The 20,532-nt window shown below is 43.4% G+C and carries 15 protein-coding genes; 13 read left to right on the top strand and 2 right to left on the bottom strand.

Annotation, left to right across the window (positions count from 1 at the left end; all coding sequences use genetic code 11):
* Window positions 1-68: 68 nt before the first annotated feature.
* From ACZ5O6_RS08780 to ACZ5O6_RS08735, 10 genes are all read left to right on the top strand, one after another.
* The gene (locus ACZ5O6_RS08780) at window positions 69-3,710 is read left to right on the top strand and encodes an acyl-[ACP]--phospholipid O-acyltransferase (protein WP_447092607.1); all 3,642 of its coding nucleotides are present in this window, start codon (window positions 69-71) and stop codon (window positions 3,708-3,710) included.
* A gap of 213 nt (window positions 3,711-3,923) precedes the next feature.
* Complete coding sequence (locus tag ACZ5O6_RS08775; protein WP_447092606.1) at window positions 3,924-4,346, top strand: hypothetical protein; 423 nt, start codon at window positions 3,924-3,926, stop codon at window positions 4,344-4,346.
* A 283-nt stretch (window positions 4,347-4,629) separates the two neighbouring features.
* Complete coding sequence (locus ACZ5O6_RS08770) at window positions 4,630-5,544, top strand: hypothetical protein (RefSeq protein ID WP_447092605.1); 915 nt, start codon at window positions 4,630-4,632, stop codon at window positions 5,542-5,544.
* A 97-nt stretch (window positions 5,545-5,641) separates the two neighbouring features.
* The gene (locus tag ACZ5O6_RS08765) at window positions 5,642-6,166 is read left to right on the top strand and encodes a hypothetical protein (protein WP_447092604.1); all 525 of its coding nucleotides are present in this window, start codon (window positions 5,642-5,644) and stop codon (window positions 6,164-6,166) included.
* Between the two features lie 288 nt (window positions 6,167-6,454).
* Complete coding sequence (locus ACZ5O6_RS08760) at window positions 6,455-7,153, top strand: hypothetical protein (RefSeq protein ID WP_447092603.1); 699 nt, start codon at window positions 6,455-6,457, stop codon at window positions 7,151-7,153.
* Between the two features lie 153 nt (window positions 7,154-7,306).
* Window positions 7,307-7,504, top strand: coding sequence for a hypothetical protein (locus ACZ5O6_RS08755; protein ID WP_447092602.1), 198 nt, complete (start codon window positions 7,307-7,309; stop codon window positions 7,502-7,504).
* Between the two features lie 196 nt (window positions 7,505-7,700).
* On the top strand, window positions 7,701-8,138 hold the full coding sequence (locus ACZ5O6_RS08750) for a thiol-disulfide oxidoreductase DCC family protein (protein WP_447092601.1): 438 nt from the start codon (window positions 7,701-7,703) through the stop codon (window positions 8,136-8,138).
* The gene (locus tag ACZ5O6_RS08745; RefSeq protein WP_447092600.1) at window positions 8,128-8,517 is read left to right on the top strand and encodes a DoxX-like family protein; all 390 of its coding nucleotides are present in this window, start codon (window positions 8,128-8,130) and stop codon (window positions 8,515-8,517) included. The genes ACZ5O6_RS08750 and ACZ5O6_RS08745 overlap by 11 nt, the downstream gene beginning before the upstream one ends.
* Window positions 8,518-8,639: 122 nt before the next feature.
* Window positions 8,640-10,301, top strand: a complete 1,662-nt coding sequence (locus ACZ5O6_RS08740) for a SulP family inorganic anion transporter (protein ID WP_447092599.1) — start codon at window positions 8,640-8,642, stop codon at window positions 10,299-10,301.
* Between the two features lie 20 nt (window positions 10,302-10,321).
* Window positions 10,322-10,846, top strand: a complete 525-nt coding sequence (locus tag ACZ5O6_RS08735) for a GNAT family N-acetyltransferase (protein WP_447092598.1) — start codon at window positions 10,322-10,324, stop codon at window positions 10,844-10,846.
* A 75-nt stretch (window positions 10,847-10,921) separates the two neighbouring features.
* Here the strand turns inward: ACZ5O6_RS08735 and leuA are convergent, their stop codons facing one another.
* On the bottom strand, window positions 10,922-12,613 hold the full coding sequence (gene leuA, locus ACZ5O6_RS08730; RefSeq protein WP_447092597.1) for a 2-isopropylmalate synthase: 1,692 nt from the start codon (window positions 12,611-12,613) through the stop codon (window positions 10,922-10,924).
* Window positions 12,614-12,968: 355 nt separating this feature from the next.
* Between leuA and ACZ5O6_RS08725 the strand changes: the two genes are divergently transcribed.
* From ACZ5O6_RS08725 to arsN2, 3 genes are all read left to right on the top strand, one after another.
* Complete coding sequence (locus tag ACZ5O6_RS08725; protein WP_447092596.1) at window positions 12,969-13,451, top strand: Lrp/AsnC family transcriptional regulator; 483 nt, start codon at window positions 12,969-12,971, stop codon at window positions 13,449-13,451.
* Complete coding sequence (gene nudC, locus ACZ5O6_RS08720) at window positions 13,444-14,250, top strand: NAD(+) diphosphatase (protein WP_447092595.1); 807 nt, start codon at window positions 13,444-13,446, stop codon at window positions 14,248-14,250. The genes ACZ5O6_RS08725 and nudC overlap by 8 nt, the downstream gene beginning before the upstream one ends.
* A 65-nt stretch (window positions 14,251-14,315) precedes the next feature.
* A complete protein-coding gene (gene arsN2 / locus ACZ5O6_RS08715; protein ID WP_447092594.1) occupies window positions 14,316-14,741 on the top strand; it encodes an arsenic resistance N-acetyltransferase ArsN2 in 426 nt (141 codons plus the stop codon).
* Window positions 14,742-14,771: 30 nt separating this feature from the next.
* On the opposite strand, the gene ACZ5O6_RS08710 is transcribed toward arsN2, so the two are convergent.
* The gene (locus ACZ5O6_RS08710; RefSeq protein WP_447092593.1) at window positions 14,772-20,504 is read right to left on the bottom strand and encodes a beta strand repeat-containing protein; all 5,733 of its coding nucleotides are present in this window, start codon (window positions 20,502-20,504) and stop codon (window positions 14,772-14,774) included.
* Window positions 20,505-20,532: the final 28 nt, after the last annotated feature.

Below are 20,532 nucleotides of genomic sequence, written 5' to 3'. Positions count from 1 at the left end.
AACGCACTGTATTGACAATGCTAAGCCTTGCTAACAATAATCACAGGATACCCTGCTAGGAACCCCCCATGAAACACCTATTAAAAACGTCTTACGCTTACTCTTTTTTACTGGCAGTTTTTCTGAACGCCTTTGTTGATTTAGGCCATAAAATCACCATTCAGAATACGCTATTTAAACTATACGATGGCAGTGAGTTAGTGATTTTGACCGCGATTATCAACGCGTTGATATTACTCCCTTTTATTCTATTGTTTGTCCCTGCCGGTAAAGTTTCTGATCGACTTGCCAAGCATCAGGTTATGCGTTTATCAGCATGGGCAGCGGTAGGTCTTACGCTATTAATTAGTATCAGTTATGTGATGGCTTGGTTTTGGTTTGCCTTTGGTATGACATTGTTATTAGCGGTGCAATCGGCGTTTTATTCACCTGCGAAGTTAGCCTACCTTAAAGATTTTTTTGGCAAGCAGCATTTAGCCGAAGCTAACGGCTTAGTGCAAGCCATTGCCATTATCGCTATTTTGGCCGGTACTTTTATCTTTTCTATCTTATTTGAAGTATGGTTTTTTGACGGCTTAACAAGCAAAGGTGATGTTTTGCAGGCGATGGTGCCTTTAGGTGGCTTGCTGGTGTTGAGCAGTTTGGTTGAGCTGGTTATGGTTTATCGCTTACCTAATGTTGATCAACACGAGCAAGAAAAAGAGCAAGCCCATCAAACGCAAACGGTTAAAACAGACAATAAAAAAAGGCATTCTTCGCATCGTCAAACAAGCGCTTTACGTGCGTTATTACGTAATCCGAGTATCCGTCTCCCTATTATTGGTTTGGCCATGTTTTGGTCGGTAGGGCAGGTACTATTAGCGGCCTTTCCTGAGTTTGCAAAAGCCTCCCTTGGTGAGATGAATACTATTGTGATTCAGGGCATTTTAGCGGCAACCGGTGTGGGTATTGCCATTGGTTCATTGATCGCGGGGCGTTGCTCAAAAAACTATATTGAAACCGGCATTATTCCTATTGGGGCAATGGGTTTAGCCCTTGGTTTATTTGTATTGCCCCTGTTAGATTCTGTGTTTGCACTTGCACTTAATTTTTTATGGATAGGTGTGATGGGCGGTTTATTTATTATCCCTCTTAATGCATTGATCCAATATCACGCGAAAGATAGTGATTTAGGTAAAACATTGGCGACGAATAATCTTATTCAAAATATTGCTATGTTAAGTTTTTTAGCGCTGACGGTAGCGTTTTCACTAGCAGATATTGCCAGCCAACAATTATTACAATTAATTGCAGTCATCGCCTTAGTGGGTGGTTTTTATACCGTGCTTAAATTACCGCAAAGCCTTATTCGCTTTGGTCTAGGTTTTGTCATGTCGCGCCACTACAAAACCGATGTGCAAGGCATGCAAAACATCCCACAAAAAGGTGGCGTATTACTATTAGGTAATCATATTAGTTTTGTGGATTGGGCGATTATTCAAATTGCTTGTCCTCGCCCCGTACATTTTGTGATGGAAAAATCAATTTATGATCGTTGGTATTTGCAATGGTTTTTAAAATTAGTGGGTTGTATTCCTATCCAGTCGGGCGCTCAAAGTAAAACCGCACTGGCAGAAATAGCGCGCCTTTTAGACGCGGGTAAAGTGGTTTGTTTATTCCCCGAAGGCACACTAAGCCGTACGGGTAATATGGCGACTTTTCGTAAAGGTTATGAGCGCGCTATCGCATTAACGGCAGATGCTGTAGAAAATAACACGGCTGATAACGTGCCACCTATTCGTATTATTCCTTTTTATCTGCACGGCTTATGGGGTAGCCAGTTTTCACGCTCATCCTCGCGGATTAAAAATACTCGCTCAACCGGCTACACCCGCGACGTGATGATCGCCTTTGGTGAGCCGATGCCAAAAGAAACACCCACCGACGTGTTAAAGCGTCGTGTCTTTGACTTGTCCATACAGGCGTGGGATGCGCACATTCATTCGCATTCAAGTATCGCCGCTACATGGGTCGATCGCGTTAAATCAAAAACCAATGCGCCTGCGATTACCGACACCTTAATGGGTAGCCAATTATCGGCCAGTAAAGCGCTAGCCGTAGCAAGCGCAATGGCAAAGCGCATAAGTGGGCAATGCTCGAAAAATGCAGCGTCAAAAAATATGTCAGAGCAACAAAATATTGGCATCTTATTACCCACTAGTGCGGGTGGTGTGCTCACCAATATGGCAACGTTATTAGCGGGCAAAACCATTGTTAATCTCAACTACACCGCCAGTAATGAGGCAATTGCTGCTGCTATAGCACAAGCCGATATTACAACGGTATACACTTCGGCACGCTTCCTTAAAAAATTAAGCGACAAAGGAATGCCGCTGGGATCGGTATTAGATAAGGTCGAGTTAGTCTATGTCGAAGAGTTAATGCAATCGATGAGTCGTACAGAATTATTGGCTCGTTGGTTATTGGTTAAAGCGGCGCCTGCTGCATTACTTAAAGCGCTGTGGGTTAAGCCGGTATCAAGCAATGCTACTGCAGCAATTCTATTCTCAAGTGGTAGCGAAGGCTTACCAAAAGGCGTACAACTAAGCCATCAAAATATTATCGCCAATGTGAAGCAAGTGGCCGATGTATTAAACACGCAAGACGATGATGTGGTCATGGCATCGTTACCCTTGTTTCATGCCTTTGGCCTTACCGTTACGCAATTTATGCCACTGTTAGAAGGCTTACCATTGGTATGCCATGCCGACCCAACCGATGCACTTGGTGTGGCAAAAGCCATCGCCAAAAATCGTGTGACGTTATTGTGTGGTACATCAACCTTCTTACGTTTGTACTGCCGTAATCATAAAGTGCATCCGCTAATGTTAGATAGCTTGCGTATTGTGGTTTCTGGCGCAGAAAAATTATCGCCCGATGTGCGCGATGCATTCGGTAAGAAATTTAATAAACCCATTTACGAAGGTTACGGTGCAACTGAAACCGCACCGGTTGCCAGCGTGAATCTACCCGACGCTATCGACTTACGTAGCTACCGTGTACAGCAAGGGCAAAAACTAGGTACGGTAGGTATGCCATTACCCGGCACTAGCATTAAAATTGTTAATCCGAGCGTACTTGATGACGACGTGATTCACGAGCTACCCACCGGCGAGCAAGGTATGATATTGATTGGCGGTGTACAAGTGATGCAGGGGTATTTACAACAACCCGAAAAAACTGCAGATGCCATAAAAATAATCGACGGTGTGCGCTGGTATGTATCCGGAGATAAAGGGTTTGTCGATGAAGAAGGTTATCTAACCATTGTGGATCGCTATTCTCGCTTTGCCAAAATTGGCGGTGAAATGGTCAGCCTAACGGCCGTAGAGCAAGCCGTTAAAAAAGTGCTCGCACTCAACACTGTTAAAAGCCCTAATGATAATCAAGATGTAATCGCCGTTAATCTACCTGATCAGAAGAAAGGTGAACGCATTGTGTTGCTACTTGCTCAAGCTAAGGTTGATAGCAGTGATGAGCATGAGGCGAACAGCACCATAAGTATCAGTGATATACGCCAAGCAATGATCGATAACCAATGCAACCCATTAATGATTCCCAGCGCCTTGGTATTAGTCAATGAATTACCTAAGCTGGGCTCGGGTAAAATGGATATAGCGCAAGCAAAAAAAATAGCGCAGGCGCCTGCTGCCACCAATATCAGTGACTAAACGATAGCCACTAGTGATATATGGTGTACTTTAAAAGGTCGAACAAAAAAACAGGCGATTGCTTCAGCAACACGCTGTCAATATATCCTATAAGCTTCGCGGCAGCTTCCCTGCTGCCGAGAGTTGCTGAAGCAATCGCCTGTTTTTCTGTTCTATGAGTGGAATTTAGATCAGACTACACCACAGCTATATAGAAAATAATGAGAACTGCTAATGCCCACATGGATTCATAACAAAACTCTACGCCTATGGTTGCCACCTATCGCCGGTTTTCTCGCCTACGGTGGTTGGGCGTTATTTATCAACTTCTCCCACGGCTGGTATAGCGCCGCCGTGGCAGGCCTTACGCAAGGTAGCTACAGCTTTACCGTCACCTTACTGCTCGCCATTGTAATAGAGTATTTATTCAGCGCACTCAATCGTACAAATATTCATACTTATTGGCGAAATATATCTGTTTTTATCACGGGCTTTTCATTACTCGTCGTGACCTCCGTTGGCGTTAATGTTATTACAGGCACCCCCGAAGTGTTATGGACAGTACTGCCTGGTTTAAGCGTGAGCGCGGTGTATACCGTGGTGTATATATTGGCGTTGGGGAGAGTTGAAGATAAAGCAGCGAGTGGTAAGCCATAAGAGACATCCATCCCCACATCGTCATTCCGGACTTGATCCGGAATCAATCCACTGCAAAGTCATAACCCCCATATCTGGGCAACTGCATCGTGTTGTAATTAGCAGAAATTCACAGATTCCAAATTAAGTTTGGAATGACGGGCGTGTGGTTAATGGGAGGGCTTGTCACCTATCATTGCTTTCGGGGATAAATGTATCTTTGACGTGTTGAGATGCGTTGATTTGGTTTTAAACAACGTGTTAGTTTGATGTCTAATATAATGTTACATTTCTAAGGAGTATTGTGTCTCGTAGTCAGGTTGAGTTTGATAGATGGAAGTCAAGGGAGCCTAATTCATGGACATTCCAAGTTTTCCAGAAGCATAATCGTGAATTAAGTAAAATGTATATTTCACATATTGCTGCGCATTCTTATTCTTATAAAAAATTAGGGGAAACAGCAAACTGGGAAGATCCAATAGAAAAACATTTTTCATTTGAGGATCCCACTCATTCCCGTTCATTTGGTAGTCTAAAAAACTGGTCAGAATCATTCGATTCATTTGATAACTGGGTTAATTTAAATTCAGTGATGGCTATCTCTTCTAATCTAGAAACATATATTGCAACAATTGTTAAGCTGGCGCTTGAGTCAGATATTGGGATTTTATATGGGGCTGCGCAAAAAATAGATGGCGCATCAATATTGAAACATGGAAACTCTCAGCCTTTCAATTTCGATGAAAAGATTATCGCTTGTACTAAGGGTGAATGGGGTAGCAGAGTTTCAGCTTATGAAAGAATATTTGGAATGGTGCCGGATACGCTGCGGGACAATATTTCGGATTTAGAAAAAATTAGAAAACTCAGAAATAGAGTTGGACATTCTTTTGGTAGAGATATTGATAAAAGTAGAAATCATGATGCAATAGATATCATGCCAATTGAAAAGCTACGAAGAGATAAAACGCTTGAATACCAAAGCTTAATCTATGGGGTCGCAAAAGACATAGACAAGCATCTGCATAATAGCCATGTAGGAGAGTATCAAACCCTATATTTTTTCCATAACCTTATTAAGCGGTTACCTGATACACTGCACAACAGAAATCATAAAGTAAGGGTTAATACTCTTAAAAAAGAGCTTGGTAAATTTGGAGCTTATGCGGCAGGTAAAAATTTCTGTTCTGAGTTGATCTCATACTATGAGCAGTTGTAAATGTAACAAGGCGTTTAAATCGCCTTCGGCTGGGACGGCAAAAAGCGCCGCCCTTTAACGCGGCGTTAGCCCTAATATAAGTATGGAGTTTTAAATAGTGAGAGATGAGTTAATTAAGTACTACGAAAATTCAAGGGCCCACTACACGGCTTATCATAATCACAAGGAATTGTCTGCCTGGGCAGGGTTAGTTCTTTTTGTATTCATATCAGGATTTATTAATCTAATAAAGTTGCCTGATAACCACAAAATAGAAACGGCAGTTATTCTTACATTTTTTGTTATCACAATTTCTTTTCTGGTATATCGGTATATTTCCAACCAACTCGTCATGAAGGATCTTGGAGGAGCCTATGCTGCAGCTGCGGTTTCATTTATTACGGACTTTGTAGCGCAAAGAATAGAAGATAACGAGTTGTCCAAGTACCTTGAGGTCGAAGAGCTTCCAGAAACTCATGCACAGTCAAAGCTAGTATTGCCAATTAGGTATATAAAAAAGGCGGAAATTCTAAATACTCGGGCTAGAGGGTTTCAGGATACTACGCGAACCATGATTTATGGTCTATTACTGTCGGTAACTATTATAGTCTTGGCTTCCAAGTGGTTGCAGGCAATTGGCTAACAAAGCGCTCCACTCGGATAATCAAGGGGAATAATTGAGAGAATAATTGTGGGCAGATAAGAATTAACCAAAGTCAGGTAAACATTAACGTAGTAGATTGTTTGGGCGCTGATATGCAATGCGTGCAACACCGAATCAACAGGGCCAGAGAATCAAGAGAGTCAAATCAAGAGAGTCAGAGTCGTTGAAAACTAGTATTCCACTAGTAAAAATAAATAACTTTGATTCCAATGTTTTAACTTATTAGAAAAATATTCATACCATTATCACTATCCAAAAGAGCAGAGCATGACACCTAACTATCCTACCCAACTATTTACTTATCTTCTCGGTACTTTTTTACTGTCCATCACTCTATCAGTATCGGCTGAATCGCAATTACCAGCGGATCAAGCATTAACACAATACTACAAAAAATCCATCGAAGATGCGGCGGTGATTGAGCCTGATGAGGTGAAGGCGGTAGCGCCCATAACAGAAGAGCGTGCGCGCTTTGTTACGTGGACGAGTTACCCCGATAGTTATGTGCCGGGTAGTAAGGTTACATTGGGCTGGAGTGAAACGTGGGTGACACAAGATGGCGCGGTGCAAAGTGCATGTCGGGCGTTTCCTCAAGAGTCTGCGGCTTTGTATACTCACATACAGCAGCTATTGGGTTTGCCACCTAAGATGAATGAGCAGCGCCATTTTATTGTGCTAGAAGTCGATACTAGCGATATGTTCCGCCCCTGTGCTAATCCTAGTTTAGCCGCGACAGAATGCAGTGCTAATTTTGGCGAGGGCGTGAGTGAAAGCCATCAAGCATGGTACGCCCGACAAAGTGCCGTCGCGTATCAAGCACCCAATGGCTACCCTTGGACGCGCTTGGGTTATACCTATGATTGGAATCCGGCAACCGACGAAGAAGGCATGTTTGAGTTTGTGATTAAACAAGGTGCAACGGTTAGCGTGATTTCTTCGACGCCAACACAGGCGTATTGTCAGTAAGAAAAAATTGAAACCAATTAAGAGCTGAGTACGGGTAATAGCTACATCGTGACTAACAATTTTAGGGGTTGATGATTTTGGTTTCATTAATTACACATCGATTGGATTTTAATTTCCCCGTTGCTGCTGGGATTAAATAAAAATTGGGAGGATATGATGGATAAAGAAATTTACGGGATTATCGGATTGGTTTTAGGTGCTGTTTTGAAGCTCGTATTCGATATTATTAAGCTAAAAATTCAGCATCACCATGAAGGCTCCCAAGGCTATGATCCAGCAGAAGAAAATGTGAAAAATTTGTTAATTGAGATGCTGAACCATAAAAATCATATTGACCGAAGTTTTGAATAACTGGGGTCAGATAAGCATTAGAGTGGATTCTTGCAGGTATGACGATTCTTGCAGGTGTGACGTTTCTCACAGGTATTACAGTTCTCTCAGCTATAACGATCCTTTAAATAGAAGGTGCATTGGATTCTACATGTAAAAAGCCATATGCTGATGCCAGCACAACACAATTAAAACCTTGTCGTTAACGGATCAGTGTATGAACACCGCTAGCCAGCCACCCCACATAAACCCTCAAGATAAAGTCATTCTTTTTGATGGCGTTTGTAAACTCTGTCATGCGTGGAGTCGTTTTATCATCAAGTATGATCGTTGCTATGTGTTTACTTTGTGCAATGTGCAGTCAGATGAAGGTAAGGCGATATTGCGGCACTTTGGTTTTCCGTCCGACTATTATGAGACGATGCTTTATGTTGAGGGCGGACGTTGCTTTCAAAAAAGTGAGGCGTTTTTTAACGTGATAAAATCATTGGGTTATCCGTGGAAGGCCTTGTGTTTATTTCGTATTATTCCGCAATCAGCACGCGATTGGCTGTATGATCGTATTGCTCTGAATCGTTATCGTCTGTTCGGCCGATACGATACTTGTTTATTACCCACCGCCGATCATGAGGCTCGATTTTTAAATGAACAGTAGAGCACTTAATCATATAGCGCTAGTCAGTCGCCTATTGTTGGGCTTTCTCTTTGTTTATCATGGTTTGGTGCCCAAAGTGTTATGGCTCAGTGCAGTAGAAATAGAGTTATTGACTGCGAGTGGTCTTGCTCTTCGAGCAGAGGTTTTTTCTCCATTGGCCGGTATTGCTGAAATCATTTTGGGGTGTTTTATTATCGTATTAAACCGATCGATTTTTCCTGTGTATATAGCGGCTTTCTCTTTGATGTTATTACTTGCTTATGTGGCTTTTGCCAGCCCGCAGCTTTTAGTGGAGGCTTTTAACCCCGTCACGACGAATATTATGGGTTTAGGGTTTTGTTACATCATTCTTCTGATTTATCGCCAACAGAAGGTGTGATTGATTTTTACCGTAATAGCGACTTCTTGTGATTAGGTTGTTGAGCAATCCTACAATATATCGGTTCTACCCCTCTTAAACATTTGTTAGAATCACTCAATTTTCTGGCTAGGAGTTAGGCTTTGTTACGTGATCGTTTTCAGGGTATGTATCTAAAAGGCGATGTTTTCGGCGGGGTGACGACGGCAGTTATTTCTTTGCCGTTGGCTTTGGCGTTTGGTGTGGCTTCTGGCGCGGGTGCCGAGGCGGGGCTTTGGGGCGCGATCATGGTGGGCTTTTTTGCGGCACTATGGGGTGGCTCTTCCACATTGATTTCTGAGCCGACGGGCCCGATGACGGTGATCATGACGGCGGTATTAACCGGCATGATGGCGAAATACCCGGATACCGGTTTGGCAATGGCCTTTACGATTGTGATGATGGCCGGTGCATTTCAAGTATTACTCGGCACGTTAAAGCTGGGTAAGTATGTCACGTTGATGCCATATAGCGTGGTCTCCGGTTTTATGTCAGGGATCGGCGTTATTCTTATTCTATTGCAACTGTCGCCCATTTTAGGTCAAGCCGCACCGCCTGGCGGAGTCACCGGTACGCTCTCGGCGCTGCCAGATATTCTCGCCAACGTTAAGCTCAACGAGTTGTTTTTAGCCGTACTCACACTGGCAATTCTTTTTTATCTCCCTAAAAAATACCGCAAATACGTACCGCCACAATTAATTGCATTGGTTGCGGTCACACTGCTGTCGATGATTATTTTTGATACCGACAGCATTCGCCGTATTGGTGAAATCCCCGGTGGCCTGCCGTCATTAGTGATGCCGCATTTTGAGCCGGAAGTGTTTACGGCAATGGTAATTGACGCCTTAGTGCTGGGTACATTGGGTTGTATTGATACCTTGTTAACGGCGGTAATTGGGGATTCACTCACGCGTAAAGAGCACGATTCCGATAAAGAGTTACGCGGCCAAGGTTTCGCGAATATGATTTCTGGTCTCTTTGGTGCGTTGCCCGGTGCGGGTGCCACCATGGGTACGGTGACTAATATTCAAGTGGGTGCGCGTTCGCCCTTGTCGGGTATTATTCGTGCCACGGTACTTGCGTTAGTCGTATTGATTGCCGGTGGTTTAACCGAGCCTATTCCAATGGCGGTGCTGGCGGGCATCGCTGTTTATGTTGGCTTTAATATTCTCGATTGGAGTTTTATTCAGCGCGCGCACAAAATTAATTATAAAGACATGGCGATTATGTATGGCGTGATGCTACTGACCGTTTTTGTTGATTTGATTGTGGCGGTAGGCTTAGGTGTCTTTATTTCTAATATCGTGATTATTGAACGTTTAAGTCGAGAGCAAACGCGTACGGTTCGTTCGATCAGTGATACGGGTGAGGGCGATAAAGACTTGCCGCTGACAGACAGTGAGCGAGACATTCTTGATCAAGCGAACGGCAAACTGTTGTTTCTGTATTTATCAGGCCCGATGATTTTTAGCGTATCAAAAGCTATTTCACGTCAACACGCCAGTGTTGCCGATTATGAAGTGATGATCTTGGATTTAACCGATGTCCCGATGATTGATATTACCGTGGGGCTGGCATTGGAAAATGCGATCAAAGATGCCTTAGATGCGCAGTGCGATGTTTTTCTGTTATGTCCGAACGAGCGAACACGCGAGCAACTCGAAAAATTTCAAATACTTGACTTAGTGCCCAGCGAGCACACCTATTCATTACGCCATGAAGCGCTCACATCGGCGGTGCAATATATTAATGAGCGCAAAGTATAAGGCGCTGTGGTGGCTTCCCTGTGGTTGATTCAGTAAGCGCAAACTCGCCGGCCATCCATTGGTCGGCTCATTCTATCGACACTCTGCCAGTGCGTCGTTTATTGGCTCTATTACAATTGCGCCAAGAAGTATTTATCGTTGAGCAATCGTGTATTTATTCCGATATAGATTCAAAAGATGGGTCAGCACGGCATATTATTGGCTGGGATACGAATAGAGATAACTTATGTGCTTGCCTGCGTATTTTGTCGACTAATCCTCTATCTTCTCAACCTCTTAGCGATTCTCAAATGGAGTCTAGTGCATCTGATGAAGTTGTGATTGGTCGAGTAGCAGTGGCTTCATCCTACCGACGTTTGGGGGTGGGAAGTGCTCTGATGAAATATGCGTTAAAGAGCATCTATCATAAAGCACCTAATGCGATGGTTAGTCTTTCAGCTCAATACCACCTGACGGCTTTTTATGAAATTCTAGGGTTTTCAATCGCCTCATCACCTTATGATGAAGATGGTATTGAGCATGTGAAAATGATTAAACCCTCATAATCAAAAACAAAATGCCAATACGGCAGCCTCAAAAGAGGTAATAAGAACACTCTAGTTGTGCGAAACGTGAGTTGTTTAGCTCAGATGTTGAGACTGGTTAACACAGGCTAAAATAGCATTTAAGTTAGCACTGATAATATCTCTATCTTTTGAAATGCCGCAGTAGCGTTCACCATTAATTTTTACTTGTACATAACCTACGGCGCTTGCGTCAGTGCCTGAGCCGATAGCGTGCTGATCATAATTGATAATTTCTAAGTCGAGAGCTAATGCACTTTCTAGTGATTGGCAGAATGCTGATAGCGCGCCATCGCCTTTTCCGCTGATAGTGATTTCGGTATCGCTTGCTGTTATCAATGTCGCATTAATAGCTTCGTGTTCAGCACTGCGTTCTAATTGGTAGTTGCTAAGTTTATAGCCTTGCTCAGCGGTCATAAACGAACGCTGAATAATATCCCAAATTTTTTCTGGGCTGACTTCTATTGATTCTTGTTCAGCATGCGCTTGTACTTTTTGACTGGCTTCTATTTGTAGCCAGCGTGGAAGTTGTAAGCCGTAGTCGTTTTCTAATATATAAGCGACGCCGCCTTTTCCTGATTGGCTATTCACACGAATTACGGATTGATAATCACGGCCTAAATCACGAGGGTCGATAGGTAAATAAGCGACATCCCATGGCTCGTTTTCTGGCTGCTGTGCTAAGCACTTACGTATAGCATCCTGGTGGCTGCCAGAGAATGCGGTGTATACCAATTCTCCTAACCACGGGTGGCGTGGGTGAGCTGCAATTTGTGTGCACTCACTAACAACACGAACAATTTCATCCGCGTTGGATAAATCTAATTCGGGATCAATCCCTTGGCTATATAAATTCATGGCCATGGTGACAATATCCATATTGCCAGTGCGCTCGCCGTTGCCCATCAATGTCCCTTCAATACGGTCTGCGCCGGCCATCAAACCAAGCTCTGCGGCCGCAACACCACAGCCTCTATCGTTATGGGTATGTAAACTCACGAGGATAGATTCTCTAGCATTAATCTGGTCGCAAAACATTTCTATTTGGTCAGCAAAAACATTGGGGGTCGCGCATTCTACTGTTGCGGGTAAGTTAAAAATTGCTTTATTGTTGGGTGTTGGTTTCCAAACGTCGATAACGGCATTGCAAACGTCAATTGAGAATTCAATTTCTGTACTTGAAAAACTTTCTGGAGAATATTCAAATGTCCACTGTGTTTCGGGATGTTGATTGGCATGGTCAAGTACTAACTGTGCGCCGTTGCGTGCGATGTCAATGATGCCTTCTTTATCCAGGTTAAAGACTTTTTTGCGTTGTACCGGTGATGTGGAGTTATAGACGTGGACAATCGCCTGCTTTGCGCCCTTTAAGGCTTCGTAGGTGCGAGCAATTAACCCACTACGGGCTTGAGTTAACGCTTGAATCGTCACATCATCAGGAATCTGATTTTCTTCAATAAGCCAACGGCAAAAATCAAAGTCTGGCTGTGAAGCCGATGGAAAGCCAATTTCTATATGCTTAAACCCTAATTTAACTAATAGTGCCCACATTCGCTGTTTTTGAGCAACATTCATTGGTTCAATGAGTGCTTGGTTGCCATCGCGTAGATCTACAGCGCACCATAGCGGCGCTTTTTCGATCGTTTTAGAGGGCCATTGGCGATCTTCTTTTTGAAGCGTTGGAAAGGCACGATATTTTTTGTGATTGAACGTAGTGCGCTGGGGCGGTGTATTAGTATCTTGACTCATGATTAGCTCGTATAGGATTGCGTAGTGTTCATGCGAATACCTGTGGAAATAATGAGAGGGGATCGACGACTCTCGTTTCTCCTGACCGGCTGATGTTGGGTAGATCAGCTGAAAGAATTGACCCTGTAGGGTGTTCTTTAAGGCTTCTGCCTTCACTGCCACTTGGGTAAAGTGGTATGTGGGTATTCTTCGCATGATGCTAAATAGCTTAAGTATTATAGTGAATGATGTTAAGTGATGTATTGCAAATGTTGCGTTATTTTTACATTTTTTTGCAATAATTCACCATTATTTATTTGTTTTTTGGCGTTTATTGTCTTATGTTGGCATTATGTTAACTTTTTGAGCTGCTCCAATGATTAATTTAGATAGAACGGATCGCCGTATACTCACCGAAATACAGCGTAATGGTAATATTAGTAATTTAGAGCTTGCAGAGAAAATTGGTCTCTCGCCTTCCCCTTGCTCAAGGCGAGTGAAGGCGTTAACCGATGCCGGTATCATTGGGCAAACGGTCACATTACTCAATGCCAAATTGTTGGGGCTGCGGCTTACCGCGCTTATTAGTATTAGTATGGATCGCCATACACCCGATCGCTTTAATGCCTTCGAAGAAGCCGTAAAAAGCTACCCTGAGGTGCTCGAATGCCTTTTAATTACAGGCTCTACCTCCGACTACCAATTAAAAGTCATCGTACAAGATATGGAAACTTATCAACACTTTTTACTGGGTCGTTTAACGCGTTTAAAAGGTGTAACAGGTGTTCACTCCAGCTTTGTTATGCGTGATATTGTGAAGACAACCGCGCTACCTTTAGAGAATATTGACTATGAATAATTGGCAAGTCAGTGATGTTATTGTTTTTTTGTATCAGCAGCAGCTATTTTATCGAGACAACATATTGAGTGGTTTGCTGAGATATGCATCGTTACCACCTTCATTTTCTGCCCTGTTAGATGATAGCCATGTAACTGAGGTGGGTATTTATGATAACCGGCGTTGTTTTGTTGCCGATGTTAACGTATTCATTGAGCCTGAATATAGAGTTCATTTTCGTTCGTTAATGAGCCAATTTTCCGATGCCGACAATCAAATGATTAACCGAGCTTTACAACTCACTACTTGGAATCAGCAGCATCAATTTTGTGGTCAATGTGGTCGTAAAACAAAACTCCATTCTAAAGAGAGTGCGTTACATTGCGCGTCTTGTGACTTATATTTTTATCCCAAAATATTACCTTGTATGATGTGTTTAGTTGTTGATGGCGATTACTGTTTATTAGCCCAGCATGAAAAACATCGCGGCGGCTTTTATTCAACACTCGCAGGTTTTGTTGAAGCGGGTGAGACTGTTGAACAAACGGTGCATCGAGAAGTTATGGAAGAGGTAGGCCTCACAGTCGATCGATTAGATTATTTTTCTAGTCAAGCTTGGCCATTTCCACATCAGTTAATGATTGGTTATTTTGCGCGGTACTTATCGGGTGATATTACTATTGATGATGAAGAGATTGCTGATGCGCAATGGTTTCATTACTCAAAGCTGCCTAAAGTGTCCTCGTCAGATAGCCTGTCTGGGGTAATGATCAATGCTTTCGTTGCTCAAAGGCAAAAAGCGAATGCGTCTACTCGTTAATATACTAATGCCTCAGAGAATGGGAGCGTTGCTCGTGAAAGATATAACAATTACGGATAAAAAATATGATGCGCAAAGCCAATGAAAAAGATTTAGCACGTATAGTCGCATTGTTAGAAGAGCACTCATTGCCTTTCGATGACTGCGCTGAACATTTGCAACATTTTATCGTTCATGAAAAAGTCGGCGGTATTGTTGCTGTTGGAGGTGCAGAGTATTACGACGGGGTAGGTCTGATACGCTCAATAGTTGTTTCAAAAAGTGAACAAGGAAAAGGTATTGCTTGTTTATTGATTAATGAGTTATTAAACGCAATGAAAGAGGCGGATATAACACAAGTATATTTGCTGACGACAACGGCGAGTCATTATTTTGAAAAAAAGAATTTTACTATTATAGAAAGACGTGACGTGCCTAGAAGTATACAAAAAACACAACAGTTTTCTTCTTTATGCCCATCGTCGGCTACGGTTATGCGAAGAGAGGTCTAGCCTATAAGGTTATTGTGTTTGTCGTGTCGTTTATAGATCAAACATAATTTGTTGATTATCTACGAGTGTTTGTAGATTAATAACGCCCGTTCCTAAGCCTTCTAAAACCAGTGTTAAATCATTGTCGCCCCCAGTACCGTTCACATCAACAGTAATAGAAACATCAGTGCCATCATCGATAACATTCAGATAATCCGATAATGTGTCTCGTGTTTCCCCTTGCAGTAAATCACTCAGATTGAGGCGATCAGATTCACCGACACCGTAAGTGCCTAAAGAAAAGTCGGTAATGCGGTCGGTGCTATTATCTGCATCACCACTTGCCCAAACGAAGGTGTCGCCGCCGGTACCGCCCGTTAATGTATCTGCACCAATACCACCAAAAAGAATATCAATACCTGCATTGCCAATCAGTATATCGTTGCCAATATCACCACTTAATACATCGTTTTCTAGGGTTCCATTGAGTGTGTTGTCATTGGTTGATCCCGTAATAGGGTTGGCAACATTAATTGTTACGGTAGCAGTATCCGTATCACCATTATGGTTTTCAATGGTATAGCTGAAGGTTTCAAGTCCATTAAAACCCGTATTGGGTGTGTATTGGTAGGAGCCGTCACCGGCAATAATAATGGAGCCATTATTTAGCGTGATGGGAGTATTAAGGCTAATGGTATTACCATCAACTTGGCTAATGCTGAATCCAGCAATCGACTGATAATTATCAAGGACGTCGCTGCTTGATAAGGCGGATTCGTAAAAATTAAAGAGCGCAATGTCACCTTCAAAGGCTGTGGGTGAGTTAAAGTTAATGCCTTCATTGTTAAAGCCTAAACCGGCATCATTACTGCCTGCCCAGTCAGAGATAACGCCACTGGTGTCTTGAGCCGCCAGTGCGCCATTAATATATAAATCGACGTTACCATTATCGGTAATGACACCCGCCACCTGTACAAATTCTTCGGTGGGGTCGATGTTTACTGTGGCTAAGTCGAAACTCAATTGCACATTAGCATTACCGTCTTTTACAAAAAATTCAACCACGGTACCGTTCATGCGAAGAGAGGCACCGTCACCGGTTGCTCCTACTTCAAATAAGACGTCATGGTCATTGATATCTGCCGCACGAAACCATAGTTCAAAAGTCGCCGAATCGTTGGTGGGGTCGGTCGGTATATTAGAAAAAGAATCGTCATCACCAGATAAATCTGAAAATTCTGCACCGGTAATATCCCCGGGATTGACATTAAAACGATATGCCTCGGTAATACCGGGTAGGGCAGATGTAACGGTATGTGGTGTCACGTTCCCCGCTGGTGTAAAACTCCATGCATAGTTGGTTGACGGTGGTGTTGCACTGGTGTTTTCCCACGTGCCATTATTGCTGTTATCTGCCGCTGCGTCGTAGTGCAGTAATAGGTCGGAGGTGATAACAGCGGTGCTACTCAAGGTATCATCGTTATCGGTATTTTGGTCACTGATGAGGTTGCCGGTAATCGCACTCTCTTCATTCACCGTGTAATCATTATCTAATGCCGTGATATTTGTACCTGTAACCGAAATATTGATAGCCTGAGATGTGCCATCCGCGGTTGTGACAGTCACAGTATCAATAACGGTATCATTAGGGGTAAGCGCCTGCAGTGCGCTTGAGCTATTGTCAGCGGTATAAATCCAATTACCTGCAGTGTCGATGTTCAGTGTGCCAAAATTACCGGTGCCTGTTAGCTCTGATGCGGCGACAAAACTGTCTTCTCCTACATCCAGATCACTGATGGTCAGCGTGCCAGAGACAATAATATTACCTGCGCCATTGAGGTTGGTATCCTCGGTAATTGCGGCAGAATTAATGCCGCCAATAGTGGGGGCGTTATCATTAACACGTATGATATTACTGTTGCTGCTTGCACTGGTTTGGAAGGTGCCATCATTGGCCTCGACAGTAATATTGAGGCTGTTAAGGTTGAGGACATCATCATTGATAGCATTGACTCCGTCGCTAGTTAGTTCGACGGTATTACCGTTGAGGACAAAATAATTGTCCGTGTTATTCAGTAATTGGTAAGTGAGCGAATCGCCGTTAGGGTCGCTAGCGGTAAACGTGGCAATAGTATCGCCATTGGTGACTGATTCTTCAGTGACATCAACCGCAGTAACATTGATGACTGGTGCGTCGTCATTTACTCTTGTAATAATGCTGGTATCGCTGGCACTGGATTGTAAGCCGCCGTCGCTGGCTTCAACGGTGATCGTTAGATTATTCAGGTTCAAGTTATCATCGTTAATGGCGCTAACACCCGCAGCGGTTAATTCTACATTTGTACCGTTAAGGGTGAAATAACCGTCATTATTATTGAGTAAACGGTAGCTAAGGGTTTGCCCATCTACATCATTGGCTGTGAAGGTGGCCATCACATCGCCGACACTAACAGCCTCTTCGGTGACGTCTACGGCAGTCACCGCGATGGTTGGCGCATTATCGTCATTATCCCGTGTAATGATACTAGTATCACTGGCACTGGCCGATAAATCGCCATCACTGGCCTCGACAGTAATGGTGACACTGCTTAAGTCGAGGGTGTCATCATTGATGGCAGTAACGCCGGTGGGGGTTAGTTCAACATTGTTTCCGTTAATGACAAAGTACCCGTCACTATTATTGAGTAGTGCATAAGTGAGGCTATCGTTCTCAGGGTCACTGCTGGTAAAGGTTGCGATGACATCACCGCTATTAATCATCTCTTCTGTGATATCAAGCGCCGTTAGACTGATAGCTGGAGCTTCGTTAACGCGAGTAATTTGGCTGTTATCCGTCGCGCTGGTTTGTAGTGCGCCATCGCTGGCTTCAACCGTAATATCTAAATCTAACAGGTTCAGTGTGTCATTATTGATGGCGCTAACACCGGCAGAGGTGAGCTGAACCGTATTACCGTTTAGCGCAAAGTAACCATCGCTGTTATTTAAAATTTGAAAAGTCAGAGGGTCGTTCGTCGGATCGCTAGCAGTAAAATTAGCTACAACATCACCCACGCTGACAGACTCTTCTGTTAGGTCGTTAGCGACAACCGTAATGACCGGTGCATCGGGATTAATCACATTGATCGAGACGGTCGCTGTATCGGTCTCTCCATTGTTGTTTCCAATGGTATAGGTAAATGTTTCCACCCCTTTAAAACCTGTGTTGGGGGTGTATTGATAAGAACCGTCAGCCGCCATTATTAGGCTGCCATTATCTAAACTGATGGGGCTATTTAAACTGATAGGCGTGCCATTTACCTGTGTCACACTAAACCCGGCAATGGCTTGATAGTTGTGTGCAACACTGGCATTGGGCAATGCGGTTTCATAAAAATTGAAGCTCGCAATTTCTCCTTCAAAGGCAGTGGGAGAGTTAAAATTAATGCCTTCATTGTTAATGCCTAAACCGCCATCATTACTGCCTGCCCAGTCATTAATAACGCCGCTGGTGTCTTGGCTTGCAAGGGTGCCGTTGACATATAAACTCACTGTACCACCGACAGTGATAACCCCCACTAGTTGAACAAATTCACTGGTAGGGTCAACGCCAATAGTCGCTAAATCATAATTCAATAACACATTGGCTGAGCCGTCTTTTACAAAAAACTCAACTACAGTGCCATTAATATTGAGAGCAACACCATCACCTGTGGCGCCGGTTTCAAATAAAACATCGTGGTCACTGGTATCCGCAGCGCGAAACCATAATTCAAAAGAGGCTGAATTATTCGAGGGATTGCCGGCAATACTTTCAAACGAGTCGTCATCACCCGATAAATCGGAGAACTGTGCGCCTGTACTGTCGCCCGGGTTTACATTAAAACGATAGGCCTCTGTAATACCGGTGAGTGCCGATGTGACGGTATTAGGGGTGAAGTTTCCAGACGGATCAAGATCCCAAACGAAGTCGGTAGAGGGTGGGGTGGGGCTGGTGTTTTCCCAAACGCCATTGTTGTTAGTGTCGCTGGCCGCATCGTAATGGAGTGTTAATCCTGTTGTGATAATGTTACCGGTATTGGGTACATCATCATTGTCGGAGATACTATTTAAGATAACATTACCGGCTAACGCGTTATTCTCATTGCTCGTATAGGCATTGTCAGTGGCAGTAATATTCACGCCGTTAATCAGCACGGTAATATCGTGTGTCGTTCCGTCAATACTGGCTACTGTTAGCGTCTCTGTTAACTGATCGCTGGGTGTGAGTGTCTGAATGACACCTTGGTTGTTATCTGCGATGTATGTCCAGTGGCCGCTTGTATCAATGGTTAATGTGCCATAGGTGCCAGTGATGGCTGTCCCAATAAAGTGAGCTTCTCCCGCATCGGGGTCGACAATGGTCAGTGAGCCAGAAGCCACCAGTTGCTGGCTAGCATTAATATTCCGGTCCTCCGTGAGTGTTTCGGTATCGTTGCCACCGATGACAGCACTTGTATCATTGTCGATAATTGTCGACGTTGCACTAACACCGCCAATAATAAGATCAATACTTTCATCATTCTCATCTTCGCCATCTTCGATGCTCGTAATCGTCACGGTAAAACTACTGACACCGGCAGGCACAGTAATGAAACCGTTATCCAAGATGACGCCGTTGCTAAAGGTGGGGGTGTTAGTAAAGTCGGTCGTTGCTGCAGTATTAGCGGTTAATGAAAAGGCAAAACTTGTGCTATTGATAGATGGATTACTTAATGTCACTGTGTGAGCTAACGCGTCGCCTTCTGTAGCACTGGCAGTACTAATTGTTGCTATGGTTGGCGTTAAATCATTATCAATAATGGTGCCGGTAGAACGTACACCATCAATAACAATATCCAGTGTTTCATTATTTTCTTCAAGATTATCATCGATCGTTGAAACGCTAACGGTAAATTCACTGACACCCGCCGGTACGTTAATAGAACTGCCCGTTAATATTACGCCATTGCTGAATGTTAATGTGTTGTTGGTATCCGCCGTCGATACGCTACCATCGCTACGATCAAAGCTAAAACTAATGTCTGACGTAAATGCATTACTAAGAGTAACGGAATAGACGAGTTCTTCGCCTTCGTTATTATTGGTACTAGTAATATCAGTGATATTAGGAAAAGGAACTGTATCAATGGTGGGTGGTAATAATGTCGCTGTGTTTGTACGATTCGTTAGCACGTTATTACTATCTTCTTGAGTGTTACTTTCTACATTGTCGATGTCATCGATAGCGCTATTTTCTGTAGTGGTACTTGCATTTTCGGGTATTGTCTCTGGCAAATTACTGCGAATGCTAACTATACTCTCTACTAACAAGCCGTTATTTGTTGTGGTATTTAAAGGGGGAATACCTGCCGACGGAGCGCTAAAAGCTTCTTCTAAATTAATCGGCTCTTCTATAACGGTATTGGTATTTTGCTCGTTGCTATCAGCAAAAATATTTAGCCATTCGGGTGGTGGTGTTTTACCAATATGGATCAGGTTACTTAACGAGGATTGGGGCAGTAAAGATTCAATGCGATCAAATAAAGCAACGTCAAAAGTGACAGTTTGAATTTCTCCGACCAGTGCAAAGCCACGGCTATTACCCAGTGGGGAATGGTTGTTAATTGCCACAATCACGGAAGAATTACTAGAAGTAATAAGCGTATCACCAGGCAGAAGCTCATCCCCAAGTTGAGCGTTTACAGACTCACCTGATGCACGAATAATAACGGAAATCCCTTCTCCTCGAATATTGCTAATCGAGCCGACCGTTGTCTGCTGAATCATACACACCCTCCGATGTAGAGAGATTAAA

The sequence above is a fragment of the Eionea flava genome (assembly GCF_055393785.1).
The sequence above is the reverse complement of the archived record's forward strand: the minus strand, read 5'-3'. Positions and strand labels throughout refer to the sequence as shown.